We start from the raw sequence: 22,966 nt of genomic DNA on the forward strand, positions 1-22,966 counted from the left end.
AGAGGACAGGTAGCCAAATAATGGCTACCTTCCTACTCGATTTAATTCTGTATCTTTTTCAGATGGGGAATTATGATGTTATTGTAGTGGGTGGGGGCCTGGCCGGATTAACCGCTGCCCTGCATTTGCAATTAAAAAAGGTTCATGTGGCTGTTTTTGAAAGGCAGAAATACCCCCATCATAAGGTTTGTGGGGAATATCTCTCCAAGGAGGTGGTTCCCTATTTGGAAAGCTTAGGCGTCTGCTTACCCAAGCTTAATAATATTGACCGGATGCTATTGAGTACTGAAAATGGAAGGTCTATTACCACAAAGTTGCCCTTAGGTGGATTGGGAATTAGTAGGGTTCATTTAGATCACGCCCTGTACTCTCAAGCGGTATCAACAGGTGTACCCGTCCTCCAAAGAACTATAACCTCCATTGAATATTCAAATTCCAAATTTACGGTTTTGGACTCCAAGGGAGCGCAATACTCTGCTAAGTTTGTGGTGGGGGCTTATGGAAAACGGGATGGGCTAGATAAAAATCTGCAGCGCAGCTTTATTAAAGGGAAATCGCCTTGGCTAGGGGTTAAAGCTCATTATAAATCAACTTCCTTTCCCAGTAATTTAGTAGCCGTTCATAATTTTAGAGGAGGTTATGGTGGGCTATCAAAGACAGAAACCGGAGCAATTAATTTCTGTTATTTGGTTTCGTACGACAGTTTTAAGAGGGAAAAAGATTTGGAGAGCTTTCAGCAGAATGTACTTTGCAAAAACCCGTATTTAAAAGATTTTTTTGAAAGGTCTCAAATGCTATTTGATAAACCTATGACCATAGGACAAATTGCATTTGGTAAAAAGAGCGCCATAACCAACCATATTATACTATGTGGTGACACTGCGGGACTAATTCATCCCTTTTGTGGAAACGGGATGGCAATGGCGGTACATAGTGCAAAAATAGCCTCGCAATTGATTCATCGCTACTTTACGGATTCCAATTATAAAAGGCAGGACTTGGAAAAAGATTATACTACCCAATGGCAAGCCACCTACGAGAAACGATTATGGATGGGAAGACAATTACAGTCCCTTTTACTGAGTCCCGCAATTTTCCAAAGGACCATGCAGTTTTTGAACTATTCTCCTTATATTGTTAGTAAGTTGGTCCAAGCCACCCATGGAAAACAAATAGATACGGTATGAATTTCACCCATCGATTTACAGGAAGGGAACTAATGGACGATCATACTTTAGATGTGGCCTCTTTAGAAAAAGTATTGCTAGACATCAATAGGGTGAACAAGCTGTTACATGGGACTGCTATCACCCTTAACGCTATACGGAAATTGATTAGGGAATATCCAAAAAGCGCGTATAGCATTATGGATATCGGCTGCGGAGATGGACAAATGCTAAGGGAAGTGGCCAGATTTTATAAGGATACGGGGATAGGCTTAGTCCTGATAGGAGTAGATCTCAATGAAAAGTCGTTGGAAATTGCAAAAAGAAATTCGTTGGATTATCCCAACATCTCCTATATAAATCAGAATGTGCTGTTAATGAAAGAGGAGGAGATGCAAGCAGATATTGTTTTGTGCACCCTTACCATGCACCATTTTAATAACCAAGAGATTCCAATATTTCTTAAGAAGACTTTGGGGTTGGCCCGGGTTGGGGTGGTGATAAACGATTTACAAAGAAGCAGAATCGCTTATCAGCTGTTTAGGTTGTATAGTGCAATTTTCATGACAACCGAGGTTGCAAAGCACGATGGACTAGTTTCCATAAAAAGCGCTTTTACCAGATCCGAATTACGGAAATATGCCAGACAGCTCCCAACGGCACAGCATAATTTAAGTTGGAAATGGGCCTTCAGGTATCTTTGGGTAATCCGATTAAAAAGAGAATAACCGATCCATGATTCACACAAGAATAGTAACCGTCACCAAGGAAACCCCTGCTTTTAGTAGGGCTACGAAGGAAATATTGCCTCTTGTTGAAAATTGGTTGAGCGGTCAGCCGGACCGGTATAGACGAAAAGTAATAAAAATATTTGAGGGAGCAGCCGTAGATAAACGGTATAGTATAATGAGTCCAGAGGACGTCTTTACTGCCACCTCCTTCGAGGAAAAGAATGATATTTATGTGCGCGAGGTAAAAAAACTAGGGAGTAGGGTACTTTCAAATGCGCTTGAAAAAAGTAACTGGGAGGCTCAAAGCTTGGATTACATCATAACGGTTAGTTGCACCGGGATTATGATTCCTTCCCTAGATGCTTATTTAATTAATTCACTATCACTCAGAAAAGATGTGGTGCGGTTGCCAGTAACGGAAATGGGTTGCGCTGCTGGCATTTCTGGATTAATCTATGCCAATAACTTTTTGAAAGCGAATCCTGGTAAAAGGGCCGCCGTGGTAGCTGTGGAGAGTCCCACCGCCACTTTCCAACTTTCGGATTATTCCATGGCAAATATGGTAAGTGCTGCCATTTTTGGGGATGGAGCAGCCTGTGTATTGTTATCCTCCGATGAGGATGCTGTGGGACCCAAAATTATAGGGGATGCGATGTACCATTTTAAAGATACCACCCAACTAATGGGATTTCACCTAAGCAATCATGGATTAAAGATGATTTTGGACCCTGGGGTTCCCGGAACCATCGCGACCCATTTTCCAGCTATAATCCATCCTTTCCTTGCCAAATTTGGGACTGATATTGAAGCGATAGATCATTTAATTTTTCATCCTGGCGGAAAGAAAATAGTGGAGACAGTGGAGCAGTTATTTGGAAAAATGGGGAAAAACGTGGACCACACTAGGGAAACGCTACGCTTATACGGAAATATGAGTAGCGCAACGGTGCTCTATGTGTTAGAGCGATTTATGGAAAAGAATATTCCTAAGGGAGAACAAGGGCTTATGTTGAGTTTTGGTCCTGGATTCTCTGCGCAACGGATACTATTAGAGTGGTAGATTACTCAATTAATAATCCCTAATACTGGAGGAGAGAGGTACTTTTAATTACCCTTAAGTCCAATATTCTGAACAAAACAGACTAACCGGATATGAAATTAACGATTCAATTGTGCCTATGGATGTACATCATATTTTAATGAAACTCCCATACGAAGCTCCCTTTTTATTTGTCGATTCAATTATGGAGATTAATGAACAATCTGTTAAGGGAAGCTACACCTTTAAGGAAAACGAATATTTCTATAAAGGACATTTTAGCGGGAATCCGGTAACCCCAGGGGTAATATTAACAGAGTGTTGCGCCCAAATAGGATTGGTAGCATTGGGGATCTATTTGCTAGACGAGGAAAATTATAATTTAACCCACCCACAAATAGCCATGAGTGGTAGCGAAATGAAATTTTTCTTGCCAGTATACCCTTTGGAAAAGGTAATAGTGAGCTCTCAAAAATTATACTTCCGATTCCAGAAATTAAAATGCTCCGTAAAAATGTATAATTCCGAAGGCGATCTAGTCTGTAGTGGAACTTTGTCCGGAATGTTTAAAAATAATATACAATGAAGACTAGGGTAGTAGTTTCGGGATTAGGGGTTTGCGCGCCCAATGGAATTGGACTCACCAATTTCACAAACAGCCTTGCTTTGGGGAAGAGTGGTATTACCTTCCACCAAGAATTGGCAGATTTGGGCTTTGGATGCCAAATTGCCGGCAAGCCAGCAATTAAAGAGGAACATATGAATGCTTACTTTACACCCCTACAACGCAAAGGGTTAAATAGCAGCGGGTTGGTTTATGGGGTAATCGCTGGGATGGATGCTTGGGCAGATGCAGGGCTAAAGTCCACCGCCAAAGACCATCCAGACTGGGATAGCGGAATTGTATTTGGCACTGGGATACTGGGGACCAATAAGTTTAGGGAGGCCATACATCTTATAGACAATAAACAAACCCGCAGATTGGGAAGTACCTCGGTAATGCAGACCATGGCCAGCGGTATAAGCGCCCAATTAGGAGGGGTACTGGGGTTAGGGAACCAGGTAACCACAAATTCCTCTGCCTGCGCCACTGGAACGGAGGCTATTATTTTGGGCATGGAACGGATTAGGGCAGGAAAAGCCAAAAGGATGTTAGTGGGTAGTTGTAGTGATAGCGGTCCTTATATTTGGGGCGGATTTGATGCTATGCGCATCCTTCCAGTGCGTTACAACGATAATCCGGAACGGGGCAGTAGACCAATGAGTGCCTCTGCAGCTGGCTTTGTACCTGGGAGCGGGGCAGGGGCATTGGTCCTAGAGTCCTTGGAGGACGCTCTGGCTAGGGGGGCAAAAATATATGCCGAACTCCTGGGCGGTGTCGTAAATAGTGGCGGACAAAGGGGAGGTGGAAGTATGACCGCTCCCAATAGTGAGGCAGTACAACGATGTATTTTAACCGCTTTGGAAGATGCTGATATTGGCAAAAACGAGGTAGATGTAATAAATGGACATCTTACAGCAACCGCTAAGGACGTAGAAGAAATTAGCAATTGGAGTAAGGCCTTGGGGCGAAGTGGGAAGGATTTCCCCTTTATCAATACTACTAAGGGGCTAGTGGGTCATTGCCTGGCGGCTTCGGGAAGTGTGGAAGCCGTTGCTAGTATATTGCAGTTCAAGGAAAAGCTGGTGTTTGGCAATATAAATTGTAGTGACCTAAATCCAGCAATTTTAGAAATTGTGGATGCATCCAAAATCCCCTTACAAACCTTTTCGTATAATCCCCATATTATTGCAAAAGCCAGTTTTGGTTTTGGGGACGTTAATGCCTGCATTATCTTTAAAGCATATAAACCAGACCAACCATGAACAATAAAACCCATTATGAAAGGCTGAAAAAAATTATCGAGGATTATTTACCCGAAGATGTAGCTACCTCAGAAATTAAGGAAAACAGTAATTTTATAACAGAACTAAATATTAATTCGGCCAATTTGGTAGATATTGTCCTTGATGTAGAAGATGCTTATGGGATTACTTTTGAAAATGAGGATATGGCCCGGATGGAAACTGTTAAAGATGCCCTTAGGATTCTGACTCAAAAAATATCGGACAAAGAATAATCATTTTTAAAATTAAGAGTGACGCTATTAGTCTTTCTTCTGACGAAATCTGTTGGGGAGGAGACTGGATACGAGAGTATCTATTGGTTTTTATTTGTAGCAATTAGATGAAAAAAAACACCCCGAAAACTCATTTTTGGTTTTCGGGGTGTTCTTAGGAAAGTTCTTTATACTAATGTGTTTTCATTTTTCCCTTCCTTTTTTGCAATTGCCTTTCCAAGTCATCAATGGATTCAGCAATAGACATCTCAAACTTTTCGTTGTTGGATTCTGCAAACAATAACGGTCCTGGGGCACTTAGTTTAACACTACAAATAAACCCCTTATTTGAGGCGGAATTTTCTTTTTTGAAGAACACATCGGCACGAACTATAAAATCATATTTGTCTTCTAATTTCTCTAGTCTTTTTGTTACCATCTCCTCTAAGCGAGCACTGGCTTTTACATCAACATACTCAAAATTGATATTCATATATATCTAGTTTAATAATTAGTTTCACTTAATTTATTAATCTCTAATTCTCAAACATTAATATAGTACTTATTTTCATCAAACCCAAGAAAAAAAGACTTCTATGCTTTTACAATCCTCCCTTTCTGTTAGGGGCACGTGGTGTTGGCCAAGATCTCTGTATTCCAGTCTTAAAATCTGTTGGAAGTACAATTTTTTCCTTGGAGGTGGTATTGGGGTCCTCACTTGCCATATAGGTCAAAATTGCTGTTAGAATTACGTTGTTCCTAACATCGTCAAAAACAATTTTATCATAGGTATCCAAATTGGTATGCCAAGTATAATTCCAATATGCCCAGTTTAAAGCGGTTAAGTTAAAGGCAGGTGCACCTGCTGCAATAAACGATGCATTATCCGAACCACCTGTGGCAGGACTTCCTGGGAAATTAGTCTCAATATGTCCAGTGATTTCTTCGGGTACGGCAGATAACCAGTTAGATATGAAATCATAGGAATGTAAAAATCCCGCTCCGTTAATATTCACTACTCTTCCCGTACCGTTGTCCTGGTTAAAAACGGCCTGAATATTATTGACAATCTCAGGATGGTCCTCTACAAATGCTCTAGACCCGTTTAAACCTTGCTCTTCGCTGCCCCATAGGCCTACAAGGATGGTTCTCTTAGGATTGGGATAATATTTCTTTAGGATTCTGGCAGCTTCCATCATTACTAAAACACCCGTACCATTATCCGTTGCACCAGTACCACCATCCCAAGAATCGAAATGTGCCGATAGAATTACGTACTCTTCAGGCTTTTCAGTTCCTTTAATAGTAGCAATGGTATTAAAACTGGGCATCATTCCTAAGTCTTTGGATTGAGCAACAATTTTTAATTGAGGTTTACTACCGTGTTCTACCAAGCGGTATAGCATGGTATAATCTTCCAAGGAAATATCTACCGTGGGAATTTTTTTGGTGCTAGCGCTAAAAATCTTATTGGCCCCAAATCCCCTAGACCAGTAGGAGGTAACAATTCCTATGGCACCTGCTTCTTCCAAAACCGTAGGTAGGGTACGTCTGTTATGACCAATACGCCTCATGTTTTCTGCCCACTCTTCTCTTTGTAGTTGGCGCTTTTCCTTCATTTTTTCAAAAGACTCTTCCGTTGCAAATTCCTCCCAGTTATAATCTGGGCGCCCGGTAAGTTCCTTCATATTAATCATTACTAGCTTTCCTTTTACATTGGGTAGCCAAGCTTCAAATTGTGCAGCATTTTCCACCATGGGTAAGGTTATTAATTCGCCAGTAACTCCTCTCTTACCCGTGCTTGGACTCCAGGCTAACTGGGTTCCGTTTAAGCTTTGTATTCTAGGGTGAACCATATCTATATGGGTTATACCACGGTCCCATCCACGCCATTCTCCCCACTGTTCATTTTCGGCCGGAATTCCCCATTCCTTGTATTTTTCTACTGCCCAATCTCCAGCCTGCTGCATCTGTGGTGTTCCTACCAATCGAGGACCAATAACATCTAGCATTTCATGCGCCAACAACTCCAATTGCGAGTTTTCATTGGCCTCCTTTACCATTTGTTGGATAATTTCCTTGTCTACTTGAGCGAAAGTAAGTTGACCTATGGCAAGGCCAACCACCGTAATAAATAATTTAATTCTCTTCATTTTTAAGGTATTAATTGATTTTGAGTTACTAATAAAAAAATACCGGTTGAAATTAGGGATCAATAGGCATTCGAAAAAAGTCGATTCTTAAGAAAATCCTCACACAACAATGCTACCTAACAACATTTGCTCCCTTGGGAACAGGGTTAGAAAGGTCTTTATATACCGTGCAGTTTATTTTTTAATAATCGAATTGATAAACATACGAACTTCTTTAGGAATATTAAACTCATCAAACTCAAAATTATATACCCTATCCAGGTCCGTTAGTTCTAGATGGTAAGTAAGTGCATCTCTGGCGTTGGTGTTTCTTTTGGGAGATGTCTTTTGTAGGTGGTGAATCAATTGGGATTTTTCCTTATTATCCATCCTATGTTCCCCCTGGTAAGTCTTTGGGATACCGACAAAGCCACCTTCTATAGTCATTTTGTATTTCATACTGTAAGGGGAATTATACCCACCGCGGAAAAACTTTCCATAATGGCGGTAGAGGCAGTGTTGCACACCTTTTCCTCTTTCATTAATTGATTTGCAACCTCCGTAATTACCCCCAACATATCTTGAAAATTGGCAGTACGCCAAAGTTTACGTAAGGTACTAAACCATATTAGGGAACAGTCATCAATGCCTATGGCCATACAGCTTAAATAAAACGCCTTGTTTGGGATTCCAGAGTTAATATGCACCCCATAATTATCGGAAGCTCCTGTATAATAGTTATCCATATGATTAGGCTGACTATCAAATTGGTTGGCTGTGCCAGGAGCTTTCATGGATCGTATTGCTTTTCCGGGAAAATCCCTGCCTACCACTGTATCCCCAATAAGCCAATCTGCCTCGGTGATGTCTTGTGCATAAAAACGTTGTTTTATAATAGTTGCAAAAACATCGGAAAAATGCTCGTTCAGGGCGCCAGACTGTCCCTTGTATTCCAAATTCCCTAAAAATTGGGTTATACCATGGGTGAGTTCATGGGCAACCACATCTATACCAGCTGCAAAATTGGAGAATTGTACCCCATCGCCATCACCGTAAGTAATTTCATCTCCATCCCAAAATGCATTGTTATAATCCTTACCATAATGTACATTGGACCGAATGGCCATGCCTTTTCCATCTATAGAATTTAACATAAAGGCTTCCTTAAAATAATCCCTTACATAACCAGAATAATCATAGGCGTAGTTAGTTGTTTTATCCGCTACTGGGGCTTCTCCCTCACTTCGCGAAATTTTCACCTGTTGCCGATATTCATTTAAACAATCGTAAACAAACCGCTCTCCAGCGCCTTCCAAATCTATTCGTTGAAGAAGGTTGTTAATGGCCAGGTTTCTGCTTAGGGCAATCCGTTGAGTTTCCAAAAGGGTCTTCTTGCAACTGCTGCTGCCCCGCTTGGCTAATTGTTCCAAGATATAGGGGGGAACAATGCTGCATTTAAATTTTTGGCACATAAGATGCTGGATTAAAGGTTATAGCTACAATTTACCAACATTTTTTCACCTACATATAATTTTCCTTACCAATTAACCTTTATTATTGCTCTAGAGGCTTTACTACTAGATAAGTACTTGGGTTTAAAGACATGCTTACTTGGGAGTTTTATAGTTTTAGGGAATAAAACTGCAAACTAGCTGCTAATTAGTTGGTGGATATAGGGTGGAAGGTGGGTTTTTGCAGGATTATTGGTATTATAGGAATAATGTGGTTAAATTTAGTTTTACCTTTGGCCAAAATATAAGAAATGACCACTTTTCAGGATTTAAATCTATCAAAACAAATATTGTACGGAATTGAGGATTTGGGATTTGATTCCCCAACCCCCATTCAAGAACAATCATTTTCGGTAATCCGATCCGGAAAAGACATGGTAGGAATAGCCCAGACAGGGACTGGTAAGACCTTGGCCTATATCCTCCCAATCCTACAAGAATTAAAATTCTCCAAGCAAATAAATCCCCGTGTTTTAATTTTAGTGCCCACAAGAGAGCTGGTAGTTCAAGTGGTAGAGAATATAAACTCTTTTGCCACCTATACGAGTAGTAGGGTATGTGGAATTTATGGAGGAGCCAATATAAATACACAGCGACAAGCGGTAGCCCAGGGTTGCGATATTTTAGTGGCCACTCCCGGACGGTTGTACGATCTTTGTTTAGACCGGACGGTTAAGTTGCGAGATGTGAAAAAGCTGGTGATAGACGAGGTAGATGTTATGTTAGACCTTGGCTTCCGATTTCAGATTACCAATATTTTGGAATTGCTTCCCTCAAAAAGGCAAAATATTATGTTCTCGGCTACCATGACAGAGGATGTAGCCAAGCTTATAGAGGACTTCTTTATCAGTCCGGTTAAGGTATCCATCGCCATTAGCGGTACTCCCTTGGCCAATATTGATCAGACTTCCTATGCCGTTGAAAATTTTTACACCAAAATAAACTTATTGTGTTATTTATTAAAGGACAAGACGCTATATAACAAGGTTTTGATTTTTATTTCAAGCAAAAGAAGTGCCGACCGATTATATGAAGCAATGAATGAGGTGTTTGGTGCTGAAATTGATGTGATACACTCTAATAAGACCCAGAATTATAGGTTGCGTTCCATTGATCGGTTTGATGAAGGGCAGAATAGGATTTTAATCTCTACGGACATTATGGCTAGGGGAATTGACCTAGATAGAGTGAGTCACGTCATTAACTTTGACACCCCAAAGTTTCCTGAAAATTACATTCACCGAATTGGAAGAACCGGAAGGGCCAAGCAAAAAGGGAAATCCATCTTATTGTTTACAGAGATGGAAGAGGATTTTAAATCCAGTATAGAAGCTTTAATGGATTTTTCAATTCCCGTACTAGAGTTCCCTAAGGAAGTAGAAATTTCCGAAAAATTGGCTCCTGAAGAACGTCCTATAGATATGGAACTTGCCAAGGCCAACAGAGCTGCCAACGACCAAGAAGGTGGGGGTGCCTTTCATGAGAAATTGGAAAAGAATCAAAAGGTTAATTTGGGAGGATCCTACAAACGAACTATAGCTAGAAAATATAAAAAACCTCTGACTAGGGGGGATAAGAACGCGGCCAAAAGAAACAAAAACAGAAGGTAGTCTGTGCTTCCCTTTAGGTAAAATAGTCATAAAATAACAACCCCATGAGTAGTAACGATCCATTGCATGGAAAAACATTAGCGGTGATCCTAGAATCCCTCGTAGATCACTACGGATGGGAAGCCTTGGGAACCAAGATAAATATTAGATGTTTTAATCACGACCCTTCCATTAAGTCTAGTCTTACCTTTTTGAGAAGAACACCTTGGGCGCGACAAAAGGTAGAGCAACTTTACCTAAAAACCGTTAAGAGTCAGCATCCCTGATTAAAAGACTGCATATCTTAATGCAAGCGAGTGGAAAATGTCGATTTTCGGCTACTCCTTCCATACAACTTATTTAAGTAACAGGATAAATAAAACGAGCCGTTCTATATGTTGATATTGTGATTTCTAGGAGGGTATTTCAAGTAAACTCATCCCTAATTGTTTATTATATTATCAACTATAGGCCTATATTAAAAAATTCCTATTTACTTACAGCCCTAATATTATTTCAACCAAAATATATAATGAAAACACTTAGAGTAGAAGAAGTTTGCCAATTATTAGGAGGAGAGCTTCAGGGAAGCTATGACAAACCCATAACTGGCGCAGAACAATTAGAACGTGCCCAAAGTTAACAAATCACTTTTATAAGTACCGCCAAATATGCCCGAATCTGGGAAAGTTCGCAGGCTAGCGCAGCCATTGTAGGTGAAAACATATCTATATTACCCGGAGAAAATAGAGCTTTTATCAGGGTGGGGAATCCGGACTTGGCAATGGCTAAATTATTGGAGGCCTTGGAGCCTGAGGGCCCTTTGTTGGAAGATGAAATTCATCCTATGGCATCGGTTCACCCCACTGCTGTTCTTGGTAATGGATGTAAGGTTGGTGCAGGATGTTATATAGGTAAAAACGTAAGCTTGGGAGATGGGGTGATTTTGTACCCCAACGTTTCTGTCTTTGACGATTCTACCATCGGAGACCATACGGTAATTTGGTCTGGAACGGTAGTCAGGGAACGTAGTGTAATTGGTGCCCATTGTATTTTTCACAACAACGTGAGTATTGGTGCAGATGGTTTTGGCTATAGACCTAGTGAAGACGGTAGGGGATTGGTTAAAGTACCACAAATTGGAAATGTGATTATTGGAAATTACGTAGAAATTGGAGCTAACTCCTGTGTAGATAGAGGGAAGTTTAGTGCAACTATCATTGGAGACGGATGTAAAATAGATAATTTGGTGCAGATTGCCCACAACTGTATTTTGGGTAGATCTTGTATCATGGCCGGGAATAGTGGCCTTGCAGGCTCTGTAACTTTGGGGGATGGGGTAATTATAGGAGGCAGTGCTTCAATAAAAGACCATACCACTATAAACGCAGGTGCAGTAGTAGGTGCCGGATCTGGTGTAATGAATGATGTATCTTCCGGGAAAACTGTTTTGGGGTACCCAGCAACGGACGCTAGGGAAATGTTAAAGCAATGGGCAACCTTGAGAAAACTGACTAGGAACTAAATATAAAAACCTGAATTTAATTTAATTTTAAGATAATAGCGCTTATTTTTTTGAGAAATCATTCGTTAAACACCCCTTAAAGTGCGTAGTTTTGCAACGCTATAATTAAGAAAAGGAAATTATGTCGGAGATTTCGATTGCAGATGCTATTGTTGATAAAAAAACAGATAAGGAATTATACAGTTACCAAAAAGGGGCGATAGATAAGATTTTTGATAAATTTGAAACTGCTCCTGATGATTATCATCTTTTATATCAGTTACCAACCGGCGGTGGAAAGACCGTTATTTTCTCTGAAATTGTTAGGCAATACCTTAAGCACCATCAAAAGAAGGTGTTAATTATGACCCACCGTCTGGAACTTTGCAGGCAAACCTCCAATATGTTGGATAGTTTTGGGGTTACCAATAAGGTGGTAGACAGTAAGGCTAATTTGGACGACCAAGATCAGTATAGCTGTTTTGTGGCCATGGTGGAAACCTTAAATAATAGGCTTCAGGACGATAAATTGGATATTTCCGATGTAGGTCTTGTAATTATTGATGAGGCGCACTATAATTCCTTCACCAAACTATTTAAGTTCTTTGAGAGCTCCTTTATTTTAGGGGTAACGGCAACCCCCTTGAGTTCCAATAAGAACTTGCCAATGAAGAATAACTATGATGAGTTGATTGTTGGGGAAAGTATTCAATCCTTGATAGATAACGAGTTCTTGGCCAAGGCAGAGTTCTATTCATACAATATGGGACTAACTTCTTTGGAAGTTGGTTCTAATGGGGACTATACCGTAAAATCATCCGAGGATCTGTACAACAACAGTCAGATGCTGGGGAAACTTTTGGAGGCGTATGAAAAGCATTCCAAAGGAAAGAAAACATTGATTTTTAACAACGGTATTAATACCTCGTTACACGTATATGAAACCTTTAGGGCGGCAGGATTACCTATTGCCCATTTGGATAATACAGCTACCAAAAAACAACGAAAACAAATTTTAAAGTGGTTTAAAAACACGCCTGATGCCATTTTAACCTCGGTAAGTATATTGACCACAGGTTTTGATGAACCTACGATAGATACCATTATATTGAACAGGGCAACCAAATCGCTTACCCTGTATTATCAAATGATAGGTAGGGGTTCTAGGATATTGCAAAATAAATCTACCTTCTCGGTAATAGATTTAGGAAACAATTACCACCGTTTTGGACCTTGGGGAGCAGATTTGGACTGGCAAGCTATCTTTACCGCACCAAACTTCTATTGGGATAGGATTATTAGTGATGAAGAGCTGGAAAGTACTTTTAAATGGGAAATGCCAGAGGCATTGCGCGCAGAGTTTGCTAATACAGAGGACGTTTATTTCGATATTAAGGAAACCTATGTAAACTCGGTAAAGAATGGAGAATCGTCCAAAGTAGTATTGGAGCGTTCCATAGAGCAACATGCCAGAATATGCGTAGAAAATAGTGAGGACGTTTATGACGCCCTTGGCCTGGCCAAAATGTTAGGACCCGATATAGAGGATAGAATACAACGGTATGCCAAATGTATTAGTAAAAGTACCTTTAACTTCCTTAAGTGGCTGAAGGACGATTACCGCAAAAAATTGCATTCGTACATACGTCAGAATTTCGACACTATTTATGAAGACATTCACGGGTACCCTCTCGAAGACTAATTTTAGAAATTGTAAGTAATATAATAATGGGGCTCATCCTCATTTAATATAAACCCTCGCCATAACGGTGAGGGTTTTTTATTGGTTTTAGGCGTGAAAAACTCAACCTTATTTTAATAAATAGGAGTCAAGGACCAGCCAATAGCCCCACCTAATTATAGGGGAGAACTTCCGGGGATAAGGGATGTCCATAAATTCAATCCTACCAATTAGCGTGCCTTCCGTTCTCTGGGTGGTCTAAATATTATCGGTGGTTATTGTCCGGTGCCTTATGAACCCGATTTTAGGGAGTTGATGAACCAATTTTTTTGTGCCCCATAAAGTGCTACTATACAGCGGGTATCCCCCCTGCACTTCCTTAGTATCTAAAATTAGACAGGATATCCTAATTAGACATTGGCACCTCCATTAAAAGGACCTTACTGGGGGCTGTTGCGGTAATATTAATTTTTTCCACCTCCATAATACCAAGTCCGTCCCTTCTTTCCAATGGTAAGTCCTCCACTAATATTGCCCCCTCCAATACAAATAAATATACTCCGTTATCTCTTTTGTTTAAAGTATAGGTAGTGCTTTTATCCTTCTCAAAATTTCCCATACTAAACCAGGCATCTTGATGTATCCAAACCCCTTGATCTTTTGGGTTTGGAGATAAAATCTGATAGAATTCATTCTCAACGGCCAGGTCACTAATCTTAATTTGATCGTACCTGGGAGTTACGTTGGGGGAATGGGGAAGTACCCATATCTGTAAAAACTGTACCTCCTCAGTTTGGCTAGCGTTGTATTCGCTGTGGTATACTCCAGTCCCTGCACTCATTACCTGAATATCGCCCTCTCTTATAAGGGTGGTATTGCCCATACTGTCCTTATGTTCCAAATCTCCTTTAAGAGGAATGGAGATGATTTCCATGTTTTTGTGAGGGTGCTCACCAAAGCCTTGTCCGGCCGCTACCTTGTCATCATTTAACACCCTTAGCATTCCAAAATTCATTCGATCTTGGTCATAATAGTTGGCAAAACTAAACGTGTGGTAAGAATTTAACCAGCCATGGTTGGCATGGCCTCTGCTAGACGCTTTATGTACTACTGTTTTCATACTTCATAAAATTTAACAGGACAAAACTACAACTAGAATAATTAATCCCCTCGCCGGTTGATAAGTAATGGCTTTAATATCAGTATTGAAAATGGATTGCAATGCCTACAAAATAGCGTATCTCTTTATATCATTATAGACTACTAATCCATTAGTTTCAAATTCTAGGTCATTCCAAGAAACTTGTAAATCATCTATTTATAAAAATTAGGTTGAATGGCCAAGTATTCAAAAATTTGGGTAAATTAGCTACATACGTAAAAAAAAACCAACCTATGACTACCATTATTATTTTATTGATTTTTATTGTCCTATTAGCCTTTTTCTTGGTTCATGTTTACAATAAGTTTGTCCGATTTAGAAATTTAGTGAAGGATGCATGGAGCAATATAGATGTTGCTTTGAAACGTCGTTACGATTTAATTCCCAATTTAGTAGAAACGGTTAAAGGCTATGCCTCCCATGAGAAGTCTACCTTTGATGCCGTTATCCAAGCGCGTAATGAGGCACTAGCAGTGCCTGCGGGAGACATCAATACCCAAATAAAGGCCGAACAACAATTGAAACGCAGTTTAGGCGGAATTTTTGCTTTAGTGGAAGCCTATCCAGATCTAAAGGCAAATACCAATTTTTTGGATTTACAAGAAAAGTTAAATCATATAGAGGAGAATTTAGAACGTGCCAGAAGGTATTATAACGGTACCGTCCGAGAGAACAATACGTATGGCGAGAGTTTTCCGGGCGTTTTAGTGGCCGGTATGTTTAATTACCAGAAATATGATTATTACGAGGTAGAAGAAGAAGCTAGAGGTAATGTAAAAGTAAGCTTTCAATAATGGTCTATAGGATTGTACTACTCTTAGCGTTCTTGTGTTGGTCTTTTGGCCATGCTCAGGGCTTTACCGTAAATAATTTTAAGGTAGATATCACCATCCATAAAGAGGGATATTTTGACGTGGTAGAAAATTACGATGTAAATTTTGAGGAGCCCAAGCACGGGATCTACAGAACCATCCAAACCTTATATGAAGTACAAGATTCCACTGGGGCCATTTCCAAAAGAAGAATACAAATTAAAGATATAGAAGTTCCTAATCACAAGTTTGATATTCCCTTCAATTTTATGCAGAAATATCAAGAGAATCTAGATATCAAGATAGGGGATAAAGACATTACGCTCTTGGGGCCACAGCATTACGAAATTAGGTACAGGGTATACAATGCATTCATTTTTGACGAAGCAAATATTCAATTTTATTGGAATATTAAGCCCGATGGATGGGACGCCAATTTCAATCAGATCAGTTTTACTATTAACGTTCCCCAAGATGTGTATTTAAGTAAGGAAAACACCTTCTTATATTCTGGGAAAACAGGAACTACTGGGGTGAGTACTGATTTTCAGACCTATTTTACAAATAGCCAATTTTCTGGTAGCAGCAAATTGGGATCTATTTCTTATCCTGGACAAAGCGTTACCGTATTGATTAAAATGCCCGTTGGAGCCATTGCCGAATATAAGCCGTGGTGGCCATTTTGGACCAATTACGGCTATGTCTTTCCAGTAGGTATGATGATAGTAGCCTTTTTTTGGGTGTGGCGCATCTTTGGCAGAGATGAGCGGGTAATTGCTACAACTACCTATTACCCTCCCGATAATATAGATCCGGCCATGGCAGGATTTCTTATTAACGATAGGGAAGATTATTCAGATTTAATTGCGCTGTTCCCTTATTGGGGTATGAAAGGACTAATTAGGATAGAAGAGATTTCCAAAAAAGGCATTTTTGGATCCAAGGATACCAAAATAATAAAATTAAAGCCCTTGCCAGCGGATGCCACTGTGTATGAACGAGAAATATTTAACGGATTGTTCACTGATACAACCACCAAGGAAGAAAAGGATGAAGTATTGATAAGTAGCCTTAAAAACAGCTTTTATACAAAAATGAACAGTGCAAAGGAGTTACTCAACGAAAAGGCCCAACCATTTTATGAGGGAGAGTCCAAAAAGGTGCAGGGCATACTTTATGTGGTATTAATATTATTGGCCCTAGCACTCACTGCGATTGGATTGTTTGTATGGGGTTTTATGGGAGCGGCGGCTATGATAATCACTTGTTTGGTGCTGATTTATCTTAATAAGTATATGATTAAGAAAAATGACAAGGGAAATAGGCTTCTATCCGAATTAAAAGGGTTTAAGCGGTTTGTAAAAGTAGCTGAAGAAAACAAGTTAAAGATGTTGTTGGAAGAGGATCCCCATTATTTTGAAAGCACCATGGGGTACGCATTGGCATTCGGTATGTTTTCTAGATGGGCCAAAAAATTTGATGCTTTAAATTTACCTCCCCCAAATTGGTATATTGGCCAAAGTGGAATGAGTATGCACGGATTCTCCAAATCCTTTTCCAGTTCTATGTCTCAGGCGCAATCCAATATGGTAAGCATTCCTTCCAGTTCGGGAGGGGGTTCTTCCGGTGGCGGTTCTTCCGGTGGGGGATTTGGCGGTGGCGGTGGTGGCAGTTGGTAATATTGTCCAAAACTAAGCTTAGAATAAGGACTTGGTTATAGGTTCTTATGGTTACCTTTGCTGCTTCTTTTAAACAGCATCTATTATTGTAATGACTAAAACCAAGCACCCCTTTATGGTTATATTGGCATTCTTTGCCATCTATGTAATTTGGGGTTCCACCTATTTATTCAATAAAATCGCGGTACAGGAATTACCCCCTTTTATGCTGGCCTCGGTGCGATTTACCGTAGCTGGCCTCCTGATATTTCTGCTATGTAAGATATTGGGAATTCCACTGACCATAACTAGAAAGCAGTTGAAAAACTGTATTATAGCGGGATTCCTATTTTTATCGGTAGGTAATGGTTTTGTAGTGTGGTCCTTGCAATATGTAGATAGTGGATTGGCAGCCTTGGAGATTGCAGCCCAACCCTTAGTAGTCTTGTTATTGATGCGTATTTTACAGGGTAAAAAAATTATGCCCATGTCCCTCTTGGGGGTGGCTTTAGGGATTTTGGGTATTTTCCTTCTTGTAAGCCAAAATCAGATAGTAAGTAACGAGAATACCTTAGTGGGAATGGCCATGATATTTATGTGTATGTTAAGTTGGGCTTTTTCCAGTCTATTTGTAGCCAGAGCAGACCTCCCTACCAATTACTTTGTGAATACAGGCTTTCAGATGTTCTCTGGAGGGATAATTTTAATGATTGGAAGTCTAGTTATTGGTGAGCCATGGAGTCTACCTTCCCAATGGAGTAGTACTGTGCTATATTCCTTGGGATTCTTAATACTATTTGGCAGTATTCTGGCCTTTACGGCTTTTAATTACCTGCTAAAGATCGTTTCCCCAGAAAAAGTGGCCACCTCCACCTATGTAAATCCTATCATTGCCCTGCTTTTGGGGTGGTTGTATTTGGAGGAGCAAATAACTACACAGTCGGCCATTGCGGCCCTTGTTTTATTAACCGGAGTCTATTTTATTAATACCAAGAAGAAATTAGTGCTGTTTAGTCGGTTTTCCTCTAAAAATTAATATTCTTAGGCAAACTCTCTTGATATTGCATCAGCCATCCATAAAAAACTCGCATTTAAAGCTGTTTATCTTTTTAGGATTATTCTAAATTCCAAATCCCTTGAATATGAGTAGATAGGAGAAAAGGTACTGATTTTCAATTTTTTCCAAAAACAAGCGATATGTAATACATTGCTATTTGGGTGAAAAATTAACAAATCCATAGCAATTATCTTAAAATGGTATTGGTTTCTAAATTCTTAGATATTTCCCCCCGCAGCTTTGCCCAAGGCATTTAAGAACCTATAAGTTTGCATATTATTAATTGAATTATTATTACAATTTTTGGTTATGAGTAAAGTAAAAGCGAACGATACGGTAAAGGTACATTACACTGGTAAGTTGAGCGACGGGACAGTTTTTGATAGTTCTTTGGAAAGGGAACCCATTAATGTCACCTTGGGTCAAGGAAGTCTTATCCCAGGATTTGAAAAGGGGTTGATAGATATGGCCCCCAACGAGAAGAAAACCATCACTATCCCCAAAGAAGAAGCGTATGGTGAAGTTAGAAAAGATATGTTCCACCCTGTAAAGAAAGAGGAATTACCTGCAGACGTAAAACCTGAGGTAGGTATGGGCCTAGTAGCTACTAGTCCAGACGGTGTGGAAAACCAATTAAGGGTAGCTGAAGTGCATGAAGATCACATCATCATTGATGCTAATCACCCATTGGCTGGTCAAGATTTAACTTTTGAGTTAGAACTTGTTAGCATAGGATAATCAATCTATAATACGTATTAGTACGTATTGCAATATAGTATAGGATTTAAAGAGAAGAGGCCACTTATTTAAGTGGCCTCTTCTTTTATGGAGTTGATTTAAACTAATTAAGAGTAAAATTCAATCTGGCAAATAGGAATCTACCGCCTATTCCAAATTGTTGTGCTCTTCTAGACCAATCAAATCGGCCGTCACTCCTATTGCCAAACTCTTCTTTGGCCCTGTCCGGGTATACATCAAATAGGTTATTGGCACCAAGTGTTAGGGTGATAGATTCTGTGGCCTTGTAGCCTACAGAAAGATCGGTTACTAACTTTTCACTAAATACTTGCTGATTGGCCACCGTGGTGGTTGCTTCCGTTACCTCCCCGAAATACACATTCCTTAGGAAGATTACAAACTTATCGGAGGTAAGGTTGTTGGAGAGGTTAAACTTGGTTCGGGGAACCGCTTCCTCTAAATACACCCTACTATCCTCAGGGAAATAGGTGCCTACCAAGCCTGCATCACTCAAAATTTTGGAAGCATTGATTGGCCCTACTTGTTTAGTTTTTGAAAAGGTACCTGCAAGGTCGGATTTCAACTTCCAATTGGCTCCCAAATTGGTATCATGGGTTACCACTATATCCAACCCTTTAGATTCCGTATCAATTGCGTTGGCAAAGAAAGAAGCTGCAGTGGCATTGGCTTGTCGCAACAAGTTGAACAATTCCAGTTGTGCACCGGAATAGGTTGCAGGAACGCCACCGCTTCCTGTACCCGCATCGGCCGTAGGGGCAAACTGCCCTGTATAAACCACGCGGTCATCTATAGATACAAAGTAGCCGTCTACGGTTACCGTAATCTTGGCATCCGGGAATTTAGCGGTTAGTCCAAGACTTATACTTTGGGAAGTTTCCTCCTTTAGCTGAGGAATTCCCAAAAGCTTAGCCGCCCTACTGTCATTGGCAAAGGTTCCCACTTCCTGAGGATTACCCTCATTGTCAAAAATAGTGGAGGTGGAGTTAAAGTTAATTTGGTGTAAGGAGGGGGCTCTGAATCCCGTATTTAATGCACCTCGAATATTTAGGTTATCGGTAGCTTTATATCTCCCGGCCAATTTAAAATTAATCGTGGAGCCAAAATCGCTGTAATTCTCATATCGGGTCGCAAAACTAGCAAGAAATGCCTCGGAGAAGTCGGCCTCCACATCAAAATACCCAGCAACACTACTGCGCTCCCTAGATAATTCGTTTTGAGGAGCAAATCCGGGGAATACCTGGGATCCACCTGGTCTGGAATTTCCAAAGAAATCTTTTGAAGGCTGTTGGGAAGCTAGGGTAATTCGTTGACCATCGGCGGTATATTGCGAGTAAGAAGCTTCCTCCCCAGCTATAATGTCGTAATTTTCTACCCTGTATTCCGCTCCAAAGGCGATATTGAGGCCAGACATGACATCGTCAAAAAATTGGGTGATGTCTAAATTGGAGGTGTTTTGTGCGAATGAGAATCCACCAGCATCAAACAGGGTAGGGGAAGCATTCTGCAGCGAGGCATTAAAGGTATTCCCAATGGTGTATAAAAAGGCATTTTTACCATAGGTGTTGCTTAAGTCCACATTCCAGTCCCCAATCATTCCTTTTATTCCTAGGGAAAACGATTGGTCTTTAATATGTGAGTTTATCTCTGGTAGAAACCCGTTAATATAGGCAGGGGTAAAGGTTCTACTCTGATTGGGCAGCCTGTAAAATCCGGCAGAATTTCCGGTTCTAGCGCTAATTCCTGCAAATGAGTACAATTCAGTACCATTGTTATCTAAAGGCATGGAGAAGTTTGCAAATAAACGGCCCCCTCGTAACGAGGATTGACCAACTCTCATATTAAAATCACTTCTTTGCAAACCTCTGGCAGCTAGTTCGGCAGTGGTTGCATCGGCACTCAATACAGTTCTCAATTCTTCTTTGGTGGTGGCACCGTTTCTATTGATACCTGCCTGATCTGCATACTGAATTACATCGTTTACATCGTCGTCCAATAACTTAGTAATATCATAGCCATCGGCATTGGCCACCCGTTCTACCGTATTATACAGGTTAAAGATTTCTCCTTCCCATTCTTTCATCCTGCTGTACTCTTTTCGCACGTCAAAATCTCCAGAAAGGGTTATAAAACCACCATTATCTCCCAATGGTATTCCATAGCTGGCGGCCACATTGGTAGTTTCGCCATCTACCCCTCCAGTTTGGTCATTAGCCTCTTTGGTGAAATTAGCCCCAGTAGTTACAGTGGTGGTAAGTTCGTTCACATTTTTATTCAGGATGATATTGATAACCCCAGCAATTGCATCAGAACCATATTGTGCTGCTGCTCCATCGCGCAATACCTCTATACGCTGAATGGCCGCTGCAGGGATAGCATTTAAATCCGTACCAACACTTCCACGACCAAAAGTACCGTTCACGTTAATTAAGGAAGAGGTGTGTCTTCTTTTGCCATTGATAAGCACTAAAACTTGATCCGGGCCCAAGCCTCTTAGGGAGGCAGGGTCTATATGGTCTGTACCATCGGATATGGTTTGTGTATTGGAGGTGAATGAAGGGGCAACATAATTTAATATCTGATTTAAATTTACCTGGGGTGCCACATTATTCAGCTCTTTCATAGAGATTACGTCTACTGGGACCGTACTTTCTGTAGCCGTCCTATTGGGATTCCTAGATCCTACAATAATTACCTCAGATAGAGCTACCCCAGAGGTTAATGTAATATTCATTACGGACTGGCTAACCCTAACCTCCTTAGTTTCATAGCCTATATAAGAAACCTTAAGAAGGTCTCCAATAGCAGCTTCTATGGTGAAATTACCATCAAAATCGGTGGTTGCACCTATGGTGGTACCAACAATTACAATGGATGCACCTGGTAGCGGCCCTCCACCCTCTTCGGTAACCGTTCCGGTGACCTGGGCATTGGTTAGGCCAATTGCCCCCATAACAAATGCAATCAAAACTAAATAGTGCTTTTTCATACTTGGTGGTTTTTAGTTATTAATGCTAGAAGTTAAGAATTTTTAGATGACAATCAATATGTTAGGATGTTAATTTGGTGAAATTGCTTCTCGGGAAAAGTGTAAAAAGCACATGGGAGAGGGCATATAAAACTTATTTACTTATTAAAATAAGAGGAGCTTCATACGATGAATATTTTTGATAAAAATGAATGGTAATTTCAATTTTGCTGAAAATTTAGAGTAAATTTAGTTTAGAAATTTTGGATAAAGTAAAAATACATTTATTCAACTTCATAAATTGAAATACATAGCTTATCTTTGTAAAAGTCACATGAGTAGAGGTAGGTTTATAAAACCTAATTATTACTTGGAATGGTCTTTACAAGGGCCATGGGAAAAGCGAAATATCGATTGGTGTTTTTTAGACGACTACCCTCATGGAATATTATATTAACAATTAAATCAAGGAATGGCAAAATCGCAACAAACGTATAATAAAAGCGAAAAAGAAAAAAAGCGTTTAAAGAAGAGAGAAGAAAAGCAAAAGAGGAAATTGGCCAGAAAGGCGGAGGCTAAAGATAATCCAGGAATTCAATTTGCCTATGTAGACCATGATGGCAATTTAACTGATACGCCACCAGATCCATCTGAAAAGGTAGAGATTGATGCTTCTACCATAGAAATAGGGATTCCAAAGAAGGAAGAGGGAGATGAGGAATTTGATCCGCTAAGAAACGGGAAAGTGTCCTTTTTTGATCACTCTAAAGGATTCGGATTTATTATCGATTCTGAAAATAACGAAAAGTACTTTACCCATATTAGCGGTATTATTGACGAAATAACGGAAAACGACAAGGTATCCTTCGAATTAGAAAAAGGGATGAAGGGAATGAACGCGGTCCGAGTAAAGAAGATTTAATTTTCGAAATTTATACTTCAACATATTAGTACCATCGGAATAGCATATAAATTACATCAAAATGTAGTTTTAGTGTTATTCCGATTTTTTTTTTTGGGAAGGTTACTAAATTAAACGGTTTGTCATTCTAGGATTTAGCCAACTAGCCAGCCTTCCTTTCTGCAATACCTGCTCTCTCT

20 protein-coding genes and 1 pseudogene are annotated in these 22,966 nt (G+C 40.1%); 15 read left to right on the plus strand and 6 right to left on the minus strand.

The features are described 5' to 3' along the window. From BV214_RS06560 to BV214_RS06585, 6 genes are all read left to right on the plus strand, one after another. Positions 1–1,187 (plus strand): NAD(P)/FAD-dependent oxidoreductase (locus BV214_RS06560; protein ID WP_317045168.1); only part of this gene is annotated, 1,187 nt, incomplete at its 5' end. Then, positions 1,184–1,894: a methyltransferase domain-containing protein gene (locus tag BV214_RS06565; RefSeq protein WP_086476702.1), complete on the plus strand. Its 711-nt coding sequence runs from the start codon at positions 1,184–1,186 to the stop codon at positions 1,892–1,894. The genes BV214_RS06560 and BV214_RS06565, both read left to right, overlap by 4 nt. A gap of 7 nt (positions 1,895–1,901) precedes the next feature. Beyond that, positions 1,902–2,957: a type III polyketide synthase gene (locus tag BV214_RS06570; RefSeq protein WP_086476703.1), complete on the plus strand. Its 1,056-nt coding sequence runs from the start codon at positions 1,902–1,904 to the stop codon at positions 2,955–2,957. Between the two features lie 139 nt (positions 2,958–3,096). Next, a complete protein-coding gene (locus BV214_RS06575; protein WP_245806756.1) occupies positions 3,097–3,522 on the plus strand; it encodes a 3-hydroxyacyl-ACP dehydratase FabZ family protein in 426 nt (141 codons plus the stop codon). After that, positions 3,519–4,802: a beta-ketoacyl-[acyl-carrier-protein] synthase family protein gene (locus BV214_RS06580; protein WP_086476705.1), complete on the plus strand. Its 1,284-nt coding sequence runs from the start codon at positions 3,519–3,521 to the stop codon at positions 4,800–4,802. Before BV214_RS06575 ends, BV214_RS06580 begins: the two co-directional genes overlap by 4 nt. Further along, on the plus strand, positions 4,799–5,056 hold the full coding sequence (locus BV214_RS06585; protein WP_086476706.1) for an acyl carrier protein: 258 nt from the start codon (positions 4,799–4,801) through the stop codon (positions 5,054–5,056). Before BV214_RS06580 ends, BV214_RS06585 begins: the two co-directional genes overlap by 4 nt. Before the next feature lie 172 nt (positions 5,057–5,228). Here the strand turns inward: BV214_RS06585 and hpf are convergent, their stop codons facing one another. From hpf to BV214_RS06605, 4 genes are all read right to left on the minus strand, one after another. Beyond that, positions 5,229–5,528 carry a ribosome hibernation-promoting factor, HPF/YfiA family gene (gene hpf / locus BV214_RS06590; RefSeq protein ID WP_086476707.1) on the minus strand — a complete coding sequence of 100 codons (300 nt, stop codon included), beginning with the start codon at positions 5,526–5,528 and terminating at the stop codon, positions 5,229–5,231. Between the two features lie 109 nt (positions 5,529–5,637). Further along, entirely contained in the window at positions 5,638–7,188 is a 1,551-nt protein-coding gene (locus BV214_RS06595; RefSeq protein WP_086476708.1) for a M20/M25/M40 family metallo-hydrolase, read from the minus strand. Positions 7,189–7,362: 174 nt separating this feature from the next. Then, positions 7,363–7,626, minus strand: a complete 264-nt coding sequence (locus BV214_RS06600; RefSeq protein ID WP_086476709.1) for a hypothetical protein — start codon at positions 7,624–7,626, stop codon at positions 7,363–7,365. Next, on the minus strand, positions 7,623–8,639 hold the full coding sequence (locus BV214_RS06605) for a M4 family metallopeptidase (RefSeq protein WP_086476710.1): 1,017 nt from the start codon (positions 8,637–8,639) through the stop codon (positions 7,623–7,625). Before BV214_RS06605 ends, BV214_RS06600 begins: the two co-directional genes overlap by 4 nt. Positions 8,640–8,929: 290 nt before the next feature. Here BV214_RS06605 and BV214_RS06610 point away from each other — a divergent pair, with 290 nt between their 5' ends. The 4 genes and pseudogenes from BV214_RS06610 to BV214_RS06625 all read left to right on the plus strand — a co-directional run bounded on the left by BV214_RS06610 (position 8,930) and on the right by BV214_RS06625 (position 13,473). After that, on the plus strand, positions 8,930–10,288 hold the full coding sequence (locus BV214_RS06610; RefSeq protein WP_086476711.1) for a DEAD/DEAH box helicase: 1,359 nt from the start codon (positions 8,930–8,932) through the stop codon (positions 10,286–10,288). Between the two features lie 44 nt (positions 10,289–10,332). Further along, positions 10,333–10,554, plus strand: a complete 222-nt coding sequence (locus tag BV214_RS06615; protein WP_086476712.1) for a VF530 family protein — start codon at positions 10,333–10,335, stop codon at positions 10,552–10,554. A gap of 245 nt (positions 10,555–10,799) precedes the next feature. Then, positions 10,800–11,792, plus strand: a pseudogene (gene lpxD, locus BV214_RS06620) (UDP-3-O-(3-hydroxymyristoyl)glucosamine N-acyltransferase). Between the two features lie 121 nt (positions 11,793–11,913). After that, positions 11,914–13,473, plus strand: a complete 1,560-nt coding sequence (locus BV214_RS06625; RefSeq protein WP_086476713.1) for a DEAD/DEAH box helicase — start codon at positions 11,914–11,916, stop codon at positions 13,471–13,473. 385 nt (positions 13,474–13,858) lie between these two features. Here the strand turns inward: BV214_RS06625 and BV214_RS06630 are convergent, their stop codons facing one another. Continuing rightward, complete coding sequence (locus BV214_RS06630) at positions 13,859–14,572, minus strand: pirin family protein (protein ID WP_086476714.1); 714 nt, start codon at positions 14,570–14,572, stop codon at positions 13,859–13,861. A gap of 275 nt (positions 14,573–14,847) precedes the next feature. On the opposite strand from BV214_RS06630, the gene BV214_RS06635 reads away from it, so the two are divergent. The 4 genes from BV214_RS06635 (at position 14,848) to BV214_RS06650 (ending at position 18,879) form a co-directional block, all read left to right on the plus strand. After that, positions 14,848–15,408: a LemA family protein gene (locus BV214_RS06635; protein ID WP_086476853.1), complete on the plus strand. Its 561-nt coding sequence runs from the start codon at positions 14,848–14,850 to the stop codon at positions 15,406–15,408. Further along, on the plus strand, positions 15,408–17,105 hold the full coding sequence (locus BV214_RS06640; protein WP_086476715.1) for a DUF2207 domain-containing protein: 1,698 nt from the start codon (positions 15,408–15,410) through the stop codon (positions 17,103–17,105). The genes BV214_RS06635 and BV214_RS06640 overlap by 1 nt, the downstream gene beginning before the upstream one ends. A 91-nt stretch (positions 17,106–17,196) precedes the next feature. Beyond that, positions 17,197–18,120: an EamA family transporter gene (locus BV214_RS06645; protein WP_086476716.1), complete on the plus strand. Its 924-nt coding sequence runs from the start codon at positions 17,197–17,199 to the stop codon at positions 18,118–18,120. 330 nt (positions 18,121–18,450) lie between these two features. Next, the gene (locus tag BV214_RS06650; protein WP_086476717.1) at positions 18,451–18,879 is read left to right on the plus strand and encodes an FKBP-type peptidyl-prolyl cis-trans isomerase; all 429 of its coding nucleotides are present in this window, start codon (positions 18,451–18,453) and stop codon (positions 18,877–18,879) included. 103 nt (positions 18,880–18,982) lie between these two features. Here BV214_RS06650 and BV214_RS06655 read toward each other — a convergent pair whose 3' ends face one another. Further along, on the minus strand, positions 18,983–21,886 hold the full coding sequence (locus BV214_RS06655) for a TonB-dependent receptor (protein WP_086476718.1): 2,904 nt from the start codon (positions 21,884–21,886) through the stop codon (positions 18,983–18,985). Positions 21,887–22,337: 451 nt separating this feature from the next. Between BV214_RS06655 and BV214_RS06660 the strand changes: the two genes are divergently transcribed. After that, complete coding sequence (locus BV214_RS06660; protein ID WP_086476719.1) at positions 22,338–22,787, plus strand: cold-shock protein; 450 nt, start codon at positions 22,338–22,340, stop codon at positions 22,785–22,787. Positions 22,788–22,966: the final 179 nt, after the last annotated feature.

Source organism: Arenibacter amylolyticus (assembly GCF_002150785.1).
GTDB lineage: Bacteria > Bacteroidota > Bacteroidia > Flavobacteriales > Flavobacteriaceae > Arenibacter > Arenibacter amylolyticus.

Excerpts from the sequence above, each read along its gene's own strand:
- BV214_RS06565 (WP_086476702.1), top strand. The coding sequence starts at position 1,184 with ATGAATTTCACCCATCGATTTACAGGAAGGGAACTAATGGACGATCAT.
- BV214_RS06570 (WP_086476703.1), top strand. The coding sequence starts at position 1,902 with ATGATTCACACAAGAATAGTAACCGTCACCAAGGAAACCCCTGCTTTT.
- BV214_RS06575 (WP_245806756.1), top strand. The coding sequence starts at position 3,097 with ATGAAACTCCCATACGAAGCTCCCTTTTTATTTGTCGATTCAATTATG.
- BV214_RS06580 (WP_086476705.1), top strand. The coding sequence starts at position 3,519 with ATGAAGACTAGGGTAGTAGTTTCGGGATTAGGGGTTTGCGCGCCCAAT.
- BV214_RS06585 (WP_086476706.1), top strand. The coding sequence starts at position 4,799 with ATGAACAATAAAACCCATTATGAAAGGCTGAAAAAAATTATCGAGGAT.
- hpf (WP_086476707.1), bottom strand. The coding sequence starts at position 5,528 with ATGAATATCAATTTTGAGTATGTTGATGTAAAAGCCAGTGCTCGCTTA.
- BV214_RS06595 (WP_086476708.1), bottom strand. The coding sequence starts at position 7,188 with ATGAAGAGAATTAAATTATTTATTACGGTGGTTGGCCTTGCCATAGGT.
- BV214_RS06600 (WP_086476709.1), bottom strand. The coding sequence starts at position 7,626 with ATGAAATACAAAATGACTATAGAAGGTGGCTTTGTCGGTATCCCAAAG.
- BV214_RS06605 (WP_086476710.1), bottom strand. The coding sequence starts at position 8,639 with ATGTGCCAAAAATTTAAATGCAGCATTGTTCCCCCCTATATCTTGGAA.
- BV214_RS06610 (WP_086476711.1), top strand. The coding sequence starts at position 8,930 with ATGACCACTTTTCAGGATTTAAATCTATCAAAACAAATATTGTACGGA.
- BV214_RS06615 (WP_086476712.1), top strand. The coding sequence starts at position 10,333 with ATGAGTAGTAACGATCCATTGCATGGAAAAACATTAGCGGTGATCCTA.
- BV214_RS06625 (WP_086476713.1), top strand. The coding sequence starts at position 11,914 with ATGTCGGAGATTTCGATTGCAGATGCTATTGTTGATAAAAAAACAGAT.
- BV214_RS06630 (WP_086476714.1), bottom strand. The coding sequence starts at position 14,572 with ATGAAAACAGTAGTACATAAAGCGTCTAGCAGAGGCCATGCCAACCAT.
- BV214_RS06635 (WP_086476853.1), top strand. The coding sequence starts at position 14,848 with ATGACTACCATTATTATTTTATTGATTTTTATTGTCCTATTAGCCTTT.
- BV214_RS06640 (WP_086476715.1), top strand. The coding sequence starts at position 15,408 with ATGGTCTATAGGATTGTACTACTCTTAGCGTTCTTGTGTTGGTCTTTT.
- BV214_RS06645 (WP_086476716.1), top strand. The coding sequence starts at position 17,197 with ATGACTAAAACCAAGCACCCCTTTATGGTTATATTGGCATTCTTTGCC.
- BV214_RS06650 (WP_086476717.1), top strand. The coding sequence starts at position 18,451 with ATGAGTAAAGTAAAAGCGAACGATACGGTAAAGGTACATTACACTGGT.
- BV214_RS06655 (WP_086476718.1), bottom strand. The coding sequence starts at position 21,886 with ATGAAAAAGCACTATTTAGTTTTGATTGCATTTGTTATGGGGGCAATT.
- BV214_RS06660 (WP_086476719.1), top strand. The coding sequence starts at position 22,338 with ATGGCAAAATCGCAACAAACGTATAATAAAAGCGAAAAAGAAAAAAAG.